This window comes from Microbacterium sp. AC145 (assembly GCF_979258505.1).
This window is the reverse complement of the sequence record NZ_OZ409859.1, coordinates 1,863,588-1,878,793: the sequence shown is the minus strand read 5'-3', so window position 1 is coordinate 1,878,793 and position 15,206 is coordinate 1,863,588. Positions and strand designations below refer to the sequence as shown.

Here is a 15,206-nt window from a genome sequence, read left to right as displayed (position 1 = left end):
GCCGATACACCTGCAGGAGGCTCCCGTATGTCCGAACACGTGCTCATCACCGGTGGCGCAGGCTTCATCGGCACCCGGCTCGCGGCGCGGTTCGCTCGGGACGGTCACCGGGTGACGGTGCTCGACTCGCTGATCCCGCAGGTGCACGGGGAAGACCCCGAGCAGACCTCGCCCCTGTTGCGTTCGCTCGACGGCATCGCCGATGTCATCGTCGGCACGGTGACCTCGAAGGACGACCTGCGATCGGCGCTCACCGGCGCCACCATCGTCGTGCACCTGGCCGCGGAGACCGGCACCGGGCAGTCGATGTACGAGATCGACCGCTACGTCGATGCCAACGTCGGGGGAACGGCGAAGCTCCTCGACATCCTCGCGAACGAGGAGCACTCGGTCGGTCGGGTCGTCATCGCGTCGTCGCGGTCGATCTACGGAGAGGGTGCCTACGTCACCGAAGACGGACGTCAGGTGTATCCGGGCCATCGAGCCGACGCGGACATGGCCGCGGGTGACTTCGATGTGCACGTCTCAGGCGCGGGACCGCTGCGACTGGTGCCCACCGACGAGAACGCGCTGCTTCATCCTTCCTCGGTCTACGGCATCACCAAGCAGATGCAGGAATCACTCGTGATGACCGTGGCGCCGACGATCGGGATCGAAGGGACCTCGGTCCGATACCAGAACGTCTACGGCCCCGGTCAGTCGTTGAAGAACCCGTACACCGGGATCCTCTCGATCTTCTCCACCCTGATCCGCCAGGGGAAGGAGATCAACATCTTCGAGGACGGAGAGGAGAGCCGGGACTTCGTCTACATCGACGACATCGTCGAGGCCACCTTCCTCGCAGCCACCGACCCGCGAGCCGCGGGGGAGACGTTCAACGTCGGATCCGGTGTCGCGACGACAGTGAACGAGGTCGTGTCCGCACTCTTCACTGCCTTCGGCAAGGATGTGCCGACGCGCGTGTCCGGCAACTACCGTCTCGGAGACATCCGTCACAACGTCGCCGACACCTCGCACCTCGCCGAGACCCTCGGCTTCACGCCGCGCGTCTCGTTCCAGGAGGGCGTCACCGCCTTCGTCCAGTGGGTCCTGTCGGAGCCCGTCGAGGAAGACGGATACCAGCGGTCGCTCGACGAGATGAGCAAGCGGAATCTCCTGAAGTGAGACGATCGCTGCTCCGTTCGACGGAGTTCCCGTATCGGGAGAACAGCCTCAATCTGTTCCGGCTGATCCTCGCGTTCCTCGTGCTGTTCGCCCACGGCTACTACGTGGTGGGCCGTTCGGACAGCCCGGGGTTCAACGGCGAGAACCTCGGCGGATGGGCGGTGATCGGCTTCTTCGTCATCAGCGGATTCCTGATCACGCGCTCGCGCTTCCGCAGCGATCCGGGAACATTCCTGTTGCACCGGATCGCACGCATCATCCCGGCCTTCGTCGTGTGTCTGCTCGTGACGGCCCTGGTCTTCGGCCCGCTCGCCCAGCTGCTCACGCAGGGAACCCTGGCCGGCTATCTGACGACCGCACCGACGCCGCTCGAGTACATCTGGGGGAACTTCTTCCTCCACATCGACTACTACCAGATCGGCTCGTCGCTGTCGGACGTGCCCTACCCGAACACCTGGAACGGTTCGCTCTGGACTCTGTACTTCGAGTTCCTCTGCTACCTGACGGTCTGGGTGCTCGGGGGCCTCGCCGTCTATCGCAAGTCGATCTCGGTGGTCGCGGTGCTCTGGGCGGCTTCCGTGCTCGTGCGGATCGCGTACGCGAACGGGATCACCGGTGGTCTCGACGGGGACTTCGGACTGTTCACCCGGCTGCTGCCGTACTTCCTCGGCGGGTCGCTGATCTACCTCGTCGTGCAGCGGTGGGGGATCGTTCCGCTCGTCGGAATCCTCAGCATCCCGGTCGCTGCGGTCCTGATGGTGTTCGTGCCGATCGCCGGAGGGCCGATCGCCGCCCCGCTCATCGGCTACGCGCTCCTGTACCTCTCGACGGTGATCCCTCAGCCGGCCTGGATCGCGCGCAACGACGTGTCGTACGGCTTCTACATCTACGCGTGGCCCGTGCAGCAGCTCGTGGTGATCCTCGGCGGAGCGGCGTTCGGAATGGGCGTCTACCTGGCGATCACGACCGTGGTCACCTTCTTGCTCGGCTGGGCGAGCTGGATGTTCGTGGAACGCCACTTCATCCGTCTGGCGCGTGGAGCGAAGAAGCCCTCGGCCGCACCCGTGGTCACCGCCGCGGAAGTCGTCTCGCCCGTCGACGGGCCTCGCCCCACAGGCGGAGCAGCAGTGCCCGGGAGCGCAGAGCAGCGGTGATTCCGCGAGGGCGCGACGTCGATGCGTTGTCGTCGTGCACGCGGCGCAGCACAGTGGCCTGTTCGAGATGCCCGAGCTGTCCTGCAGCGTTCGCAGCCGTCGCGATCCACAGGTCGTGCGACTCGCGCAGGTAATCGGGGAACGGCATCACCAGCTCGAGTGCGTCACGGCGCAGAGCCATCGCGCATCCGAAGTACGGGGCGTCGCCGGCGAGGATGCGCAGTTCGTTGCGCAGACGTCTGCCGTCATCCGCGGCGGAGAGGAGCCACGGGCGTCCGGTGAGCGGTGAAGTGAGCGGCCGGTGCGAGTCCAGCAGCTTCAGGTTGGAGGCCACGACGGCGTGAGCATCGGTTGCTGCGACGAGGGCCTCGAGGCGCCCGTCGATCCAGATGTCGTCCTGATCGGAGAGCACGATCACGTCGGCGGTCGAGAGCGAGATCGCTCGCTCGAATGATCGCACGTAGCCGAGGTTGCGGTCGTTGCGATGAATCAGGATGCGCGGATCACCGATGCCCCGGATGATCTCGACCGTCGCGTCGGCGCTCGCGTCGTCGACGACCACGATCTCGTCGCCGTCGCCGAGCTGGGCGAGGATCGACGAGAGCTGCTCGGCGACGTATCGGGACCCGTTGTATGTGGCCATGCAGACGCTGACGGTACGGGGACTAGACATCTGACTCCTCAGACCGGTTCAGCGGGGGCAGCACCGTCGCCGTATCGTCGACCCCGGAGATCAGAGGCGCACCCGAGCGAAGCGACGAGCGGAGGGCGAGCAGTTGATAGGCGGCGACGCAGATCTCGGACACGGCGACGGCGCAGGCGACCAGGAACAGGGAGCCGGCCCAGGCCGAGAGGAGGATGAGAGGAGCGCCGACGAGCGCACCGACGACCGTGCTCACCGCCAGAGCGCGTGTGCGCCCGACAGCGACGAGGCAGGCGTATCCGACGACAGCGGTCGTGCCGATGCCCACGAAGGCGATTCCCAGAGGGCCGCTGACGCTGAGCGGGACGTCGATCTCGCTCGCGCCGAGAATCGGCCCGAAGACGGGGGAGAGAAAAGCGATGCACGCACCGCCGACGGCACCGATGCCTATGCCGGCGACGGTCGCGATGCGGGCGCGACGGCTGAAGTCCGAGGGCACCTCGGGAACCCAGCCCTGGAAGAACTGCTGGATGGGGAGGAAGGCGATCGAGGCGAAGCGGAACATGCGATCGGCGATCAGGTACGTCGCGAGAGCCGGCCCTTCGCCGAGGAACCAGTTGATGGCGATCACCGGGAGGGTGACATACAGCGAACTGGTGCCCGAAGTGATGACGGCATGCTTCTGCGAAGCGAGGACGGTGCGGGTGGACCGCACCTCCGTATCGTCGGCGACGCGGCGGGTGTGTCTCCAGATGTACGTCGTGTCGCAGATCGCGGCGACGAGTGAGCCCACCGCCTGCAGCAGCAGGAAGGACCAGGCCTGGTGCGTGACGTGGGCCGCGACGATGCCGGCGATCGTGCCGAGTGCGGTGGGCAGGGTGTTCTGCAGCAGCAGTCGCGCGGGCTGTGCGGCACCGGCGTAGAACCATGTGCCGCCGAGAGCGGGCAGCAGGTAGGCGATCGTGCCGAGACCCGCGATCACCATGTCTCCGCGCAGCATGACGGTCAGGATGCCGAACGTCAGGGGCGCGGCGATCAGTGCGAGGATCAGGCGGGATCGCACGGATTCTTTGAAGAGGGCGTGTCGCCGCGATCGCGCGGTGCTCGCGACGAGCGCCGGACCCGTGGCGCCCCAGCCGAAGCCGACGAAGATCGCGGCGAACTGGACGAACGTCTGCGCCACTCCGATCTGAGCCCAGGTCGCCGCTCCGAGCGCAGTGATGAGGGTCGGGATCGCCGCGACGCTGATGATCGCCGTGATCGCCACCGACACCGTGAACCCGCTGAGTCTGCGCAGCGCGACCAGACCACGCGGAGCCTTCATCGTGCGTGCCTCATCGATCACCCTGCGGAGCGGCGCCGAGCACGCCGCCGTCGACCAGCGGTGCGTTCCAGGAGACCTGTGAAGCGAGATCTGCGACGGCCGACGGCATGCGTCCCATGCGGGTCTTGATTCCGGCGTTCACTCCGGCACGCAGCACGCGGGCGAAGGCGCCACGGGGACGTGCCACCAGGAGCGCGTTGACGAAATGCAGAAGGTCGATCACGGAGTCGCGCACGATCTGACCCGGTGCGGTCCGCAGGTACAGGCGATTGAGGATGATGCGATTGCGCACCCGATAGAAGTATCGGAACGGCGTGCTGAAGGTGGTCACGGGCGGGAGCCCCGGCAGGCTCACCGGTCGCCCGAAGAGGAGCCGTGCATACTGCCGCCCGAGCTGGTGAGAGAGAGCGGCACCCGGCGCTGCGATCGTGAGATACCCCTCGGCGCGGGTCCGGAGCTCGAACTCGGTGTCCACGAGATCGATGAAGAAATCCGCACGCAGCGGGCCGATGCCTCGGAGCACGTCGGCGTCGACGAGCATTCCGGACTGGATGATGTTCTTGGCCAACAGCGTTCCGTCGGCGAGTTCGGCGTGAGCCTGTCGGACGTCGGCGAAGTGCTCGGGCACGACGAGACCCACACGATGGCCCCGTTCGATCGCGGTGTCGTGCGCGCCGAGGAGACTCTCGACGAACCCGGCATCGATGTGGGAGTCCTGGTCGAAGGAGAAGATCCTCGACGCGCCGTTCTGCAGCGCCCGCTCATAGCCGCGGTTCAGTGCAGCGGCGATGCCGGAGTTCTCGTCGAACGACTCGACGACGGCGCCCCGGTCGGCCAGCGCAGACAGGATCGCCGCAGACTCGGGTCCGCTCGCGTCATCGACGACGACGACGCCTGAGACCTGCGCCGCGATCGAGTCGAAGGCCGACAGAAGATCGTCGTCGGGTCGGAAGGTCGAGATGATCGCCCAGACAGATTCCACTCGTCGCCTTTCCGTTACTCCCGACTGAAACAGACTATCCGCTCGGGCTGACAGGTGCCGCCACGTAGACTGGAGGGCGTCGTCAGCAGAGGGAGATTCGGCGTGCGTCAGGAATTCGGATCGATCGTCCTCGCTGCTTATGAACCGGATCCCGAGCTGTTCCGCCGTCAACTGACATCCATCCGCGCACAGACGGTCACCGCGTGGGAATGCGTCGTCTCCGTCGACGGCGACCTCGACGCGGTGCGCTCCCTCGTCGCGGAGATCACCGACGATGATGCTCGATTCCGAGTCGTCGGCGACGGGAGTCGTCGTGGGTTCTACCTCAACTTCGAGCACGGCATCCGCGCCGTCGACCCCAGTGCGCGATGGGTCGCCCTGAGCGATCAGGATGACGAGTGGTACCCGCACAAGCTCGAGACGCTGCTGCCTCACCTTGCGGATGTGGATCTCGTGAGCGGACAGGCCCGGCTGGTCGAGCAGCCGTCCGGGCGGGTGCTGGGGGAGACGTCGCGAGCCGACCATGGTCTCGTCGCCAACGTGCTCAACAATCAGTTCAGCGGATCCGCCTTCGTCTTCCGCTCCGAGATCCTGCCGAATGCGCTCCCGTTCCCCGTCGCGTCGACGCGCACGGCGGCGCACGACCATTGGCTCGCGGTGATCGCCGGCGCGGCCAGGGGCACCCGGATGCTGCCGGATGTGTTGCAGGACTACGTGCAGCACGCCGCAAACGTTTTCGGAGATCCGAGTGCCATGACGGGGCCGGTGCGACCGATGCAGTCGGTCAGGACCGTCCTCTCACTCGCCGAGAAGTACGAGGGGTCCCGCACTCCGGCTGCACTGGTACGTATGGTGTTCTGGCTCAATGTCGGCTGGCGTCAGCTGATCACCGACACGCTTCTCGCGCGAATCGGCGCGGAGGCGGGGCCCGCCGCAGAGCTCGTCCCCTATTTCTCGGCTCGCCGAGGATTCAGCGAGTTGAATGCTCTTCTGCGGGATGCCGTGGCGAACGGCGAGGTCGTCGGACGCTTCCGCGTCGAATACCTCGCCAGCTGGTTCGCCGGGGTGGTGGTGCGCGGACGCGCACTCGTGCGGCGTCACGTCCGCTGAGGAGATCAGTCGCCCTGATGGCGGTCGCGCGTGCGCAGCTCTTCGAGCGCGTGCTCGAGGTCGGCGATCCGCTGGGCGTGGAGCTCGCGCTCGAGTCGCCCGATCGCCGCCTCCTCGGCCAGCCGACGGATCTCCTCTTCGCCCTGGGACAGCTCCCAGGAGAGGTGGAGCGAGACGGCGAGCAGCAGGAAGATCGCGAGCGTGAAGAGCAGATTGGCCGGAACCTGGAATCCGAGCGAGGCGGTGATGAACAGCAGCGCCTGCGGGAAGATGCCGAGCAGAAGCACGGCGAGTCCGATGACGAGCCAGATGATCGCGTACTTCTCGCGGAGCTGACGCTTGAGGAGCAGCGCCAGAACGACGCCGAGGATGACGATGGCGAGGCCGATAGCTCCGGTGACCATCATGCGCGTTCTCCGTCGTGTCGTCGGACTTGGGGGCGTCTCATGATCGAGAGACCGAGTGCCATCACCGAGCGCATGAGATAGACCGTCGAGCCGAAGAAGCCCTGGCTCGGCACCCCGTGCATGCGCGGCCGCATCGCCACCGGCACCTGTGTGACGGTGAGCCCGGTGTGCACAGCTGCGACGAGGCTGTCGATCGTGTCTCCGAGGTACTCGGCAGGGTAGTACTGGACGTACTGATCGATCGCCCGCCTGTTCCCCGCCCTGAACCCGCTCGTCACGTCGGTGAGAGGGGTCTTCGCGACGCGAGAGAGGACCTTGGCGAGCACGACCATCGCCCAGCGGCGCGGGCCACGGCTCTTGTAGTCGCCGACCTCCGCGAAGCGAGCACCGATCGCGATGTCGGCGTGGTCGAGGGCCACGATGATGCGCTCTATGTCGACGGGGTTGTGCTGCCCGTCGGCGTCCACCTGGATCGCCGCTTCGTAGCCGCCGCGCTGGGCACGCACGTATCCGGCGCGCATCGCGCCGCCGACGCCGAGATTGAACGGAAGCTGGAGGACGTCCGCGCCCGCATGCCGTGCGACCTCGGCCGTGGAGTCCGTCGAGCCGTCGTCGACCACCAGGATGTCGGTCGACGGAAGCGCGCTGCGGATCTCTTCGACGGTTCTGCCGACATTGCGCTCTTCGTTCCACGCGGGAACGATGACCAGGACCCGGTCCAGCGACGAACTCATGCTTTCATTCTACGGGGATCGCTCCCTGGCTCCCGTGACTCAGCCGAGCGGCGCGCCCACCTTGTAGAGGGCGAGGTCCTGCGAGTTGCGCCTGATGATCTCGATCGGCCACTGGCCGTTGGCGAGTTGGATGAGCAGCTGCTGCGTGGGCACGTGGCGAAGCTGCCCACCCCGCATCATGTAGACGGTCTCGCTTCCGAACGTGACGAAGACCCCTTCACGCAGATACGGGGTTCCCTTCGGGAAGGCCTCGATGGTCGCGGTCGACCATGTCGCGGTGTACGGCGAGTTGCCGCCGGTGATCTCGAGCAGGCGTTGGCCGGACTGGACGTGCCGGAGCTGTCCGTTCTCGAGCGAGTAGATGGGGTCGGCATTTCGGCCCTTGACGAACACCGGGTTCGAGAATGTGGTGCCGCTGCGCGGCAGCACCGCGCAGACCGAACCGGGGAGAGTGGGACCCTTCCCCGCACGGCCCGGGTTCGCGACGGCGGTGATCTTCCCGCCGTCGACGACGAACGTCTGCGAGCCGCACGTGAACAGCGGGGCCAGTGCCGTCGTCTTGCTGTACCCGGCGAAGGTGCCGTTGACGACCGGCTGATACGCGGTGATTCCGGCATCCGCGCTCATCTCCCAGCTCGGGATGTGCGTGAGATCCGCTCCCTGGCCGACGATGTACACCTCGTTGCGAGAGTTCTCCTTCACGAGAGTCCCCGGGGCGAGGAACGCCCGACCGAGCGCCGGGAAGGCGGCGTTGCCGGCGGGGAAGACCGCCACGTAGTCCTTCGCCTTGCCACGCTCCAGCTGCCAGGCGAGTCCGTTGGCGATGTGACGACGCTGACCGTTCTCCCACTTGTAGTAGTCGGGGGAGTCCTCGGACCGGAAGTAGTCGCCCACCGGCTGTCCGGTGGGGTACTTCGCGAGGATCTCCGGAGTGAGCGGCGTGTAGTCGTCGGTACGCATGCCGTATCGCGTGATCAGGGCCGCCGAGGCGAAGTGATGCTTCGTGCCGTCGGGCTGGAGCAGATACATCGCGCCGTCGCGCGCATCACGGACCAGGCGGATGAACCGGTTGCCCGAGGCCAGGGATGCGACGTACCCGGAGCTGACCGTCCGCACGGCTCCGAGTCTCTTGGTCAGGACGTTGAGGTCGGCCGGAGTCGTCACGTAGTGCTTGACGCCACCGGATGTCAGGAAGATCTGACCCGAGCCCGAATCGCGCACCAGCGATGACGCGGGATTCTGCGTGCTGCCGAACCAGTCGGTGAAGTAGTTGTGGAAGTTGCGGTTGCCGTAGGCCGAGCAGTTGTCGCCCGAGCCGTAGCCTGCACGGATCGCGGCAGCGTTCGGCTGGTAGGGCGTGTAGTAGTAGAGCGCCGAGGTGGCGGAGTTCTCGACGTGGACCGGGCCGCGTCCGCACGCGCTGTTCGGGTTGTACATGATGTTCCAGGTCTTGCCCGGCGCGTAGTACGTGAAGTAACGCCCCTCGGTGTAGATCTTCATCTGCCGGCCGGCGCCGTAGATCTGGTAGAAGAAGCCCGAGAACGCGGGATCGCACGGCGCCGTGTCAGGGCAGCCCTGCCCGAGCGCCATGCTGAAGCGCCAGTCGCTCGGCCACGTGTGCGTGACCAGGCTCTGCTCCTTCTGGAGCATCACGATGAAGACCTGGGGGTTGATGCCGCACGACTGCGCGACCTTGTAGATGATGGTGGCCGCGGACTCGTTGCCTGCGCCCTGATAGCCGTTGCAGTACTGGTCGGCGGCGCGGTTCGGCGTGTTCTGGCGGTAGTCCTTGAGGCAGACATAACCGGAACGGCACGACGCCACCTTCGACCGGAAGAAGGAGTCGATACTTGCCGCGCTCATCGTGGAGCTGTCGAAGAACACCTCGTTCGAGATGATCTTGCCGGGGCGGAAGCCGTCGGTGATGAGCGTTTTAACGGGGGCTGCGGCGCGTGCGGCGGGGGCTGCCGTCGAGACACCGGCCGAGACCGACGCGTCGGCCGTGGGGGCCGAGGCGCTCGCCGGGCTCGCGACGAGGAGCGAGACGGCGAAGGTAACGGCGGCGGTGCTCGCGATGAGCGCGCGCAGGCGAGAGCGTGAGGACGTGGGGCGGGTCACTCTGCCATTGTGACGGAAAGGGACAGATGATGCCACTGTGATTGATGTGATGCAAGTCAAGAATCCGGCTCGGCCGAACCTCGCAGCCGGAATGTGGCACGATGTTGGGGTGAAAGGCATCATTCTCGCGGGCGGCTCCGGAACTCGACTTCACCCCATCACCCTGGGTGTGTCGAAGCAGCTGATTCCCGTCTACGACAAGCCCATGGTCTACTACCCGCTGTCCACGCTCATGCTGGCGGGCATCCGGGACATCCTGGTGATCACCACCCCGCATGACGCCGCGCACTTCGAGCGGCTCCTCGGCGACGGATCGCAGTTCGGGATCAATCTGACCTTCGCGCAGCAGCCGTCTCCCGACGGCCTCGCACAGGCCTTCACGATCGGCGCCGACTTCATCGGCGACGACAGCGTGGCCCTCGTGCTGGGTGACAACCTGCTCTACGGCCCGGGCCTCGGCAACAAACTGCAGCGCTTCGGCGACATCGACGGCGGAGCCATCTTCGCCTACTGGGTGGCGGAGCCCGAGGCATATGGCGTGGTCGAGTTCGATGCCGAGGGCACCGCGGTGTCGCTGGAAGAGAAGCCGGCCCAGCCGAAGAGCAACTACGCGGTTCCCGGTCTCTACTTCTTCGACAACGACGTCGTCGAGATCGCGCGCAACCTCGCGCCCTCGGCCCGCGGCGAGTACGAGATCACCGACGTGAACCGCGCCTACCTCGAGCGGGGCAAGCTGCAGGTCGAGGTGCTGCCACGCGGAACGGCGTGGCTCGACACCGGCACATTCGACCAGATGACGGATGCTGCCGAGTACGTCCGCACGATGGAACGACGCACCTCGCTCAAGATCGGTGTGCCCGAGGAGGTCGCGTGGCGCCAGGGCTTCCTGTCCGACGACGAACTGCGCGAACGAGCCGAGAAGCTCGTGAAGAGCGGCTACGGCTCCTACCTGCTGGATCTGCTCAAGAGAGGGAACGCATGACCCGCCTGCTCGTGACGGGAGGTGCCGGATTCATCGGATCCAACTTCGTGCACTATGTCGTCGAGAACACCGACTATGACGTGACCGTGCTCGACGCGCTCACGTACGCCGGCAACCGCGACTCGCTCGCAGGTCTGCCCGAGGACCGCGTGCGCTTCGTCGAGGGCGACATCACGGACGCCGAGCTCGTCGACCGGCTGACAGGCGAAGCGGATGCCGTCGTGCACTACGCCGCAGAGTCGCACAACGACAACTCGCTGCACAGCCCGCGTCCGTTCCTCGACACGAATATCATCGGCACGTACACGCTGTTGGAGGCCGCACGTCGCCACGACCGTCGGTTCCACCACATCTCCACCGATGAGGTGTACGGCGACCTCGAGCTCGACGATCCCGAGCGGTTCACCGAGCAGACGCCGTACAACCCGTCGTCGCCGTACTCGTCGACCAAGGCGGGCAGTGACCTTCTCGTGCGGGCATGGGTGCGTTCCTTCGGCGTCAAGGCGACGATCTCGAACTGCTCGAACAACTACGGCCCCTACCAGCACGTCGAGAAGTTCATCCCGCGTCAGATCACGAACGTGATCCGCGGCATCCGCCCCAAGCTGTACGGCGCGGGGGAGAACGTGCGGGACTGGATCCATGCCAACGACCACTCGTCTGCGGTCCTCACGATCCTCGAGAAGGGGCGCATCGGTGAGACCTACCTGATCGGCGCCGACGGCGAGCGCAACAACAAGGATGTCGTCGAACTCATCCTCGAAGGCATGGGGCAGCCGCGCGATGCATACGACCACGTGACGGATCGCGCCGGCCACGACCTCCGCTACGCGATCGACTCGACGAAGCTCCGCACGGAGCTCGGCTGGACGCCGCAGTTCGAGGACTTCGAGTCGGGTCTTGCCGCCACGATCCAGTGGTACAAGGACAACGAGTCGTGGTGGGCTCCGTCGAAGGACTCCACCGAGGCCTTCTACGCGTCGAAGGGGCAGTAGACGACTGTGGGCGACATCGACTTCGGCAAACAGCTCGGCGTCACCGAGACGGGCATCCCGGGTCTCGTGGTGTTCGACCTTCCGGTCCACGGTGACTCGCGCGGCTGGTTCAAGGAGAACTGGCAGCGCGAGAAGATGACCGCACTCGGCCTTCCTGATTTCGGGCCGGTGCAGAACAACATCTCCTTCAACGATGCCGTCGGCACGACCCGCGGCATCCACGCGGAGCCGTGGGACAAGTGGGTGTCCGTCGCGACAGGACGCATCTTCGGCGCGTGGGTCGATCTTCGAGAGGGCCCGACGTTCGGCGCGGTCTTCACCACCGAGCTCGACGCCTCGAAAGCGATCTTCGTCCCGCGCGGGGTCGGCAACTCGTATCAGACCCTCGAAGCCGACACCGCGTACACCTACCTCGTGAACGACCACTGGTCACCCGAGGCGTCCTACTCGTTCCTGAACCTCGCCGACGAGACCGCCGCCATCGCGTGGCCGATCCCGCTCTCGGACGTCGAGATCTCCGCGAAGGATCTCGCGCACCCGCGACTGGCCGACGTGACGCCGATCGCCGCGAAGAAGGTCCTCGTCGTCGGAGCATCCGGTCAGCTCGGGCGTGCGCTGCGCGAGGAGCTCGGCGACGCCGCGCATGTGGAATGGACGACGCGCGCGGAGTTCGATCTCGGGGATGCGGACATCCGTGCTGCTCGCCGTTGGCGGGACTACGAGGCGATCATCAACGCCGGCGCATACACGGCCGTCGATCTGGCGGAGACCGCCGACGGGCGTCGCGACGCGTGGCAGGCCAACGCTGCGGGCCCTGCCCGACTGGCGGCCATAGCCGCGGAGTTCGGCGTCACGCTCGTGCACGTCTCGAGCGACTACGTCTTCGACGGCAGCGCCGACCGCCCCTACCGGGAGGATGACTCCGTCTGCCCGCTCGGCGTCTACGGGCAGTCGAAAGCGGCAGGCGACCTCGCGGTGAGCACGGCTTCGCGCCACTACATCCTGCGCACCTCTTGGGTGATCGGCGACGGGAAGAACTTCGTCCGGACCATGGCGTCGCTCGCCGAGCGCGGCATCGATCCCAAGGTCGTCGACGACCAGCGAGGGCGGCTCACCTTCGCATCCGAGATCGCTCGGGCGATCCTGCACCTTCTCGACACGCATGCCCCGTACGGCACGTACAACGTGAGCGGCGGAGGCGATGCGCGCACGTGGAAGGAGATCGCGAGCGACATCTTCGCGATCACCGGTGCGGACCGCTCCCGCGTGTCGGGGGTGAGCACGGACGATTACTTCGCGAGTGCGACGGGCCCCGTCGCTCCCCGCCCGCTGAACAGCGTGCTGGATCTGTCGAAGCTCGAAGCGACCGGCTTCGCGCCGCGCGATGCGGGCGAGCAGCTCGAGGAGTATCTGAGGTCGTGACCGCGCCCGCTTCGGCGGTCTCGATCTCTCGAGTGTCGGCGCGCACCGGCAGGTTCCGCACCGACATCCAGGCGCTCCGCGCCGTCGCCATCGGTCTCGTGGTGCTCAACCACCTGTGGCCGGAGCAGATCACCGGCGGGTACGTGGGCGTCGACGTCTTCTTCGTCATCTCCGGCTTCCTGATCACGGGCCACCTGCTCTCGGAGCTGGAGCGGACCGGCCGGGTCCGCCTGTCGGCGTTCTACGCACGGCGGATCCGGCGGCTCCTGCCGGCGGCACTCCTCGTGGTCCTCGTCACCCTGATCGGGGTATGGGCGCTGCTGCCGTTCACGCGGTGGGCGGACAACGCCATGCAGTCCCTGGCGAGCGTCTTCTACGTGGAGAACTGGACGCTCGCGTCGCTCTCGGTGAACTATTCGGCCCACAACGCGGCAGCAAGCGCCGTGCAGCACTACTGGTCGCTGTCGGTCGAGGAGCAGTTCTATCTGGTGTGGCCGCTTCTCGTGGTGGGTGCTGCGGCGGCTGCAGCCCGCTGGGGAGCGCCCGGAGGACGCAGAAGATTCGTGCTCGTCGTCGTCTCTGTGGTCGCGGTGCTCTCGTTCGCCGCCGCCGTGATCTACACCGCGGCGTCGCCCGCCCAGGCGTATTTCGTGACGTTCACACGTGCGTGGCAGTTCGCCGTCGGCGCGGTGATCGCCCTGATCCCGATCACACTCTTCCGACGCCTCAACGCGCTCGTGGCTTCAGCGCTCGCTCTCGCGGGATTCGTCGGGATCGCCGTGGCGGCGGGCGTCTTCGGCCCGCAGACGCCGTATCCGGGCGTCGCCGCCCTGCTTCCCGTGCTAGCGACAGCCGCCGTCATCGTCGCAGGCACCGGGCGGCGCGCGCCGCTGCTGGCCGTGTCCGCCGTCACGGATGCACGGCCGGTGCAGTGGCTCGGCGACGTGTCGTATTCGCTCTACCTGTGGCACTGGCCACTCATCGTGCTGACCCCGTTCGCGATCGGTGCACCGCTGTCGTGGTGGTCTCGCCTCGGCATCCTCGCGCTCGCGCTCATGCTCGCGTGGGGGAGCCGGCGCTGGATCGAGATCCCGGCGCAACGCGCCGGCTGGTGGCGTCCCGTTCCGCGGGCGTATCTCGGGGGCGCGGCGATGATGGTGGTCGTCGCTCTGGTGGCGGCTCTGCTGCTCATCACGGCATCTGCTCGAGGCGCGGTGATCGACGAGGGGCAACCCGAAGGCGGAATCTGCCATGGCGCCGCAGCGCTCGCCGAGCACGATGACTGCGATCCCTCCGCCGCAGTGGCTGACCCGGTCGTGACCGCTGGGGATGCGTATTTCGCTCTCGCACCCGAGTGCGGCGATCTGACCCGCGCGCTCGTGATCGACGGACGCGAGACGACGCGCGAGTGCGACTTCTCGGAGGGCATCCGGGGCCCACGTGTCTGGTTGGTCGGCGACTCGCACGCCGAGCAGTGGCAGGCAGCGCTCTTCCCGATCGCGAAGGACGAGGGCTGGCACCTCACGATCAGCTCGTTCCCGGGGTGCCCACCTGCCGATGTCGCGTTCATCGGATTCGATTCGGCGTGGGGTCCGGGTGACTACCTGCGTTGTCGCGAGTGGGCGGCGGCACTCACCGACGTGGTGGTCGCCGAGAAGCCCGATCTCATCGTGACCTCGATGGCGGCTCGGCAGCAGCTGGTCGACGATGGAAGTGATAACACGCACGACGAGCAGTTCGTGGACGGCCTGCGGCGCACGTGGGGCGAATGGACCGACGCGGGCATCGCGGTGCTCGCGATCGCGGACACGCCGCTGAACGGAGACGTCCGCGATCTGGACTGCCTGGTGCTGAACCGAGAGGATCCCGCCGACTGCGCCGTGCCCAGAACGACGGCGATGCCGACCGATCCGGTGATGCTCGCCGCCGAGCAGTCGATGCCGGGTGTCTGGCCCGTCGATCTGACCTCTCTTCTGTGCGACGAGGAGGACTGCTTCGCGGCGATCGGTGGCGAGCCGGTCTATTACGATGCGGATCACCTCAGCAGCGCCTATGCGGTGACTCTCAGCGGTCGGCTGCGGGAATCGGTGGAAAGGGCGCTGGGCGACATCCCCTGACCGAGCAGGATGCCGGAATACTGGGATATTGTCGACGCAGAGCGCCCGACGCCC

Annotated in this window: 13 protein-coding genes; 7 read left to right on the top strand and 6 right to left on the bottom strand. The window is 66.7% G+C overall.

Going from position 1 to position 15,206, the window contains the following annotated elements:
- Positions 1–27: 27 nt before the first annotated feature.
- Together ACZZZN_RS09235 and ACZZZN_RS09230 are read left to right on the top strand one after the other, a co-directional pair.
- Positions 28–1,164 (top strand): NAD-dependent epimerase/dehydratase family protein, encoded by a 1,137-nt coding sequence (locus ACZZZN_RS09235; RefSeq protein WP_463504863.1) that lies wholly within the window; start codon positions 28–30, stop codon positions 1,162–1,164.
- Positions 1,161–2,318, top strand: a complete 1,158-nt coding sequence (locus ACZZZN_RS09230; protein ID WP_463504862.1) for an acyltransferase family protein — start codon at positions 1,161–1,163, stop codon at positions 2,316–2,318. Before ACZZZN_RS09235 ends, ACZZZN_RS09230 begins: the two co-directional genes overlap by 4 nt.
- On the opposite strand, the gene ACZZZN_RS09225 is transcribed toward ACZZZN_RS09230, so the two are convergent.
- Genes ACZZZN_RS09225 through ACZZZN_RS09215 form a run of 3 tightly spaced genes read right to left on the bottom strand, consistent with a single transcriptional unit; the run spans position 2,233 to position 5,267 of the window.
- Positions 2,233–2,991 carry a glycosyltransferase family 2 protein gene (locus ACZZZN_RS09225; RefSeq protein WP_463504861.1) on the bottom strand — a complete coding sequence of 253 codons (759 nt, stop codon included), beginning with the start codon at positions 2,989–2,991 and terminating at the stop codon, positions 2,233–2,235. The genes ACZZZN_RS09230 and ACZZZN_RS09225 overlap by 86 nt on opposite strands.
- On the bottom strand, positions 2,984–4,285 hold the full coding sequence (locus ACZZZN_RS09220) for a lipopolysaccharide biosynthesis protein (RefSeq protein ID WP_463504860.1): 1,302 nt from the start codon (positions 4,283–4,285) through the stop codon (positions 2,984–2,986). The genes ACZZZN_RS09225 and ACZZZN_RS09220 overlap by 8 nt, the downstream gene beginning before the upstream one ends.
- Positions 4,286–4,295: 10 nt before the next feature.
- Complete coding sequence (locus ACZZZN_RS09215; RefSeq protein ID WP_463504859.1) at positions 4,296–5,267, bottom strand: glycosyltransferase; 972 nt, start codon at positions 5,265–5,267, stop codon at positions 4,296–4,298.
- Positions 5,268–5,369: 102 nt separating this feature from the next.
- On the opposite strand from ACZZZN_RS09215, the gene ACZZZN_RS09210 reads away from it, so the two are divergent.
- Entirely contained in the window at positions 5,370–6,377 is a 1,008-nt protein-coding gene (locus tag ACZZZN_RS09210; RefSeq protein WP_463504858.1) for a glycosyltransferase, read from the top strand.
- Positions 6,378–6,382: 5 nt separating this feature from the next.
- Here ACZZZN_RS09210 and ACZZZN_RS09205 read toward each other — a convergent pair whose 3' ends face one another.
- From ACZZZN_RS09205 to ACZZZN_RS09195, 3 genes are read right to left on the bottom strand one after another with little or no spacing between them, the layout of a single operon-like run.
- A complete protein-coding gene (locus tag ACZZZN_RS09205; protein ID WP_463504857.1) occupies positions 6,383–6,784 on the bottom strand; it encodes a DUF2304 domain-containing protein in 402 nt (133 codons plus the stop codon).
- Entirely contained in the window at positions 6,781–7,518 is a 738-nt protein-coding gene (locus tag ACZZZN_RS09200) for a glycosyltransferase family 2 protein (RefSeq protein ID WP_463504856.1), read from the bottom strand. The genes ACZZZN_RS09205 and ACZZZN_RS09200 overlap by 4 nt, the downstream gene beginning before the upstream one ends.
- A 39-nt stretch (positions 7,519–7,557) precedes the next feature.
- Positions 7,558–9,636, bottom strand: a complete 2,079-nt coding sequence (locus ACZZZN_RS09195) for a hypothetical protein (RefSeq protein ID WP_463504855.1) — start codon at positions 9,634–9,636, stop codon at positions 7,558–7,560.
- 109 nt (positions 9,637–9,745) lie between these two features.
- Here ACZZZN_RS09195 and rfbA point away from each other — a divergent pair, with 109 nt between their 5' ends.
- Genes rfbA through ACZZZN_RS09175 form a run of 4 tightly spaced genes read left to right on the top strand, consistent with a single transcriptional unit; the run spans position 9,746 to position 15,152 of the window.
- Positions 9,746–10,618, top strand: coding sequence for a glucose-1-phosphate thymidylyltransferase RfbA (gene rfbA / locus ACZZZN_RS09190; protein WP_463504854.1), 873 nt, complete (start codon positions 9,746–9,748; stop codon positions 10,616–10,618).
- Positions 10,615–11,613: a dTDP-glucose 4,6-dehydratase gene (gene rfbB / locus ACZZZN_RS09185; protein WP_463504853.1), complete on the top strand. Its 999-nt coding sequence runs from the start codon at positions 10,615–10,617 to the stop codon at positions 11,611–11,613. Before rfbA ends, rfbB begins: the two co-directional genes overlap by 4 nt.
- A 6-nt stretch (positions 11,614–11,619) precedes the next feature.
- Positions 11,620–13,035, top strand: coding sequence for a sugar nucleotide-binding protein (locus ACZZZN_RS09180; RefSeq protein ID WP_463504852.1), 1,416 nt, complete (start codon positions 11,620–11,622; stop codon positions 13,033–13,035).
- Positions 13,032–15,152, top strand: coding sequence for an acyltransferase family protein (locus tag ACZZZN_RS09175; RefSeq protein WP_463504851.1), 2,121 nt, complete (start codon positions 13,032–13,034; stop codon positions 15,150–15,152). The genes ACZZZN_RS09180 and ACZZZN_RS09175 overlap by 4 nt, the downstream gene beginning before the upstream one ends.
- Positions 15,153–15,206 lie beyond the last annotated feature (54 nt).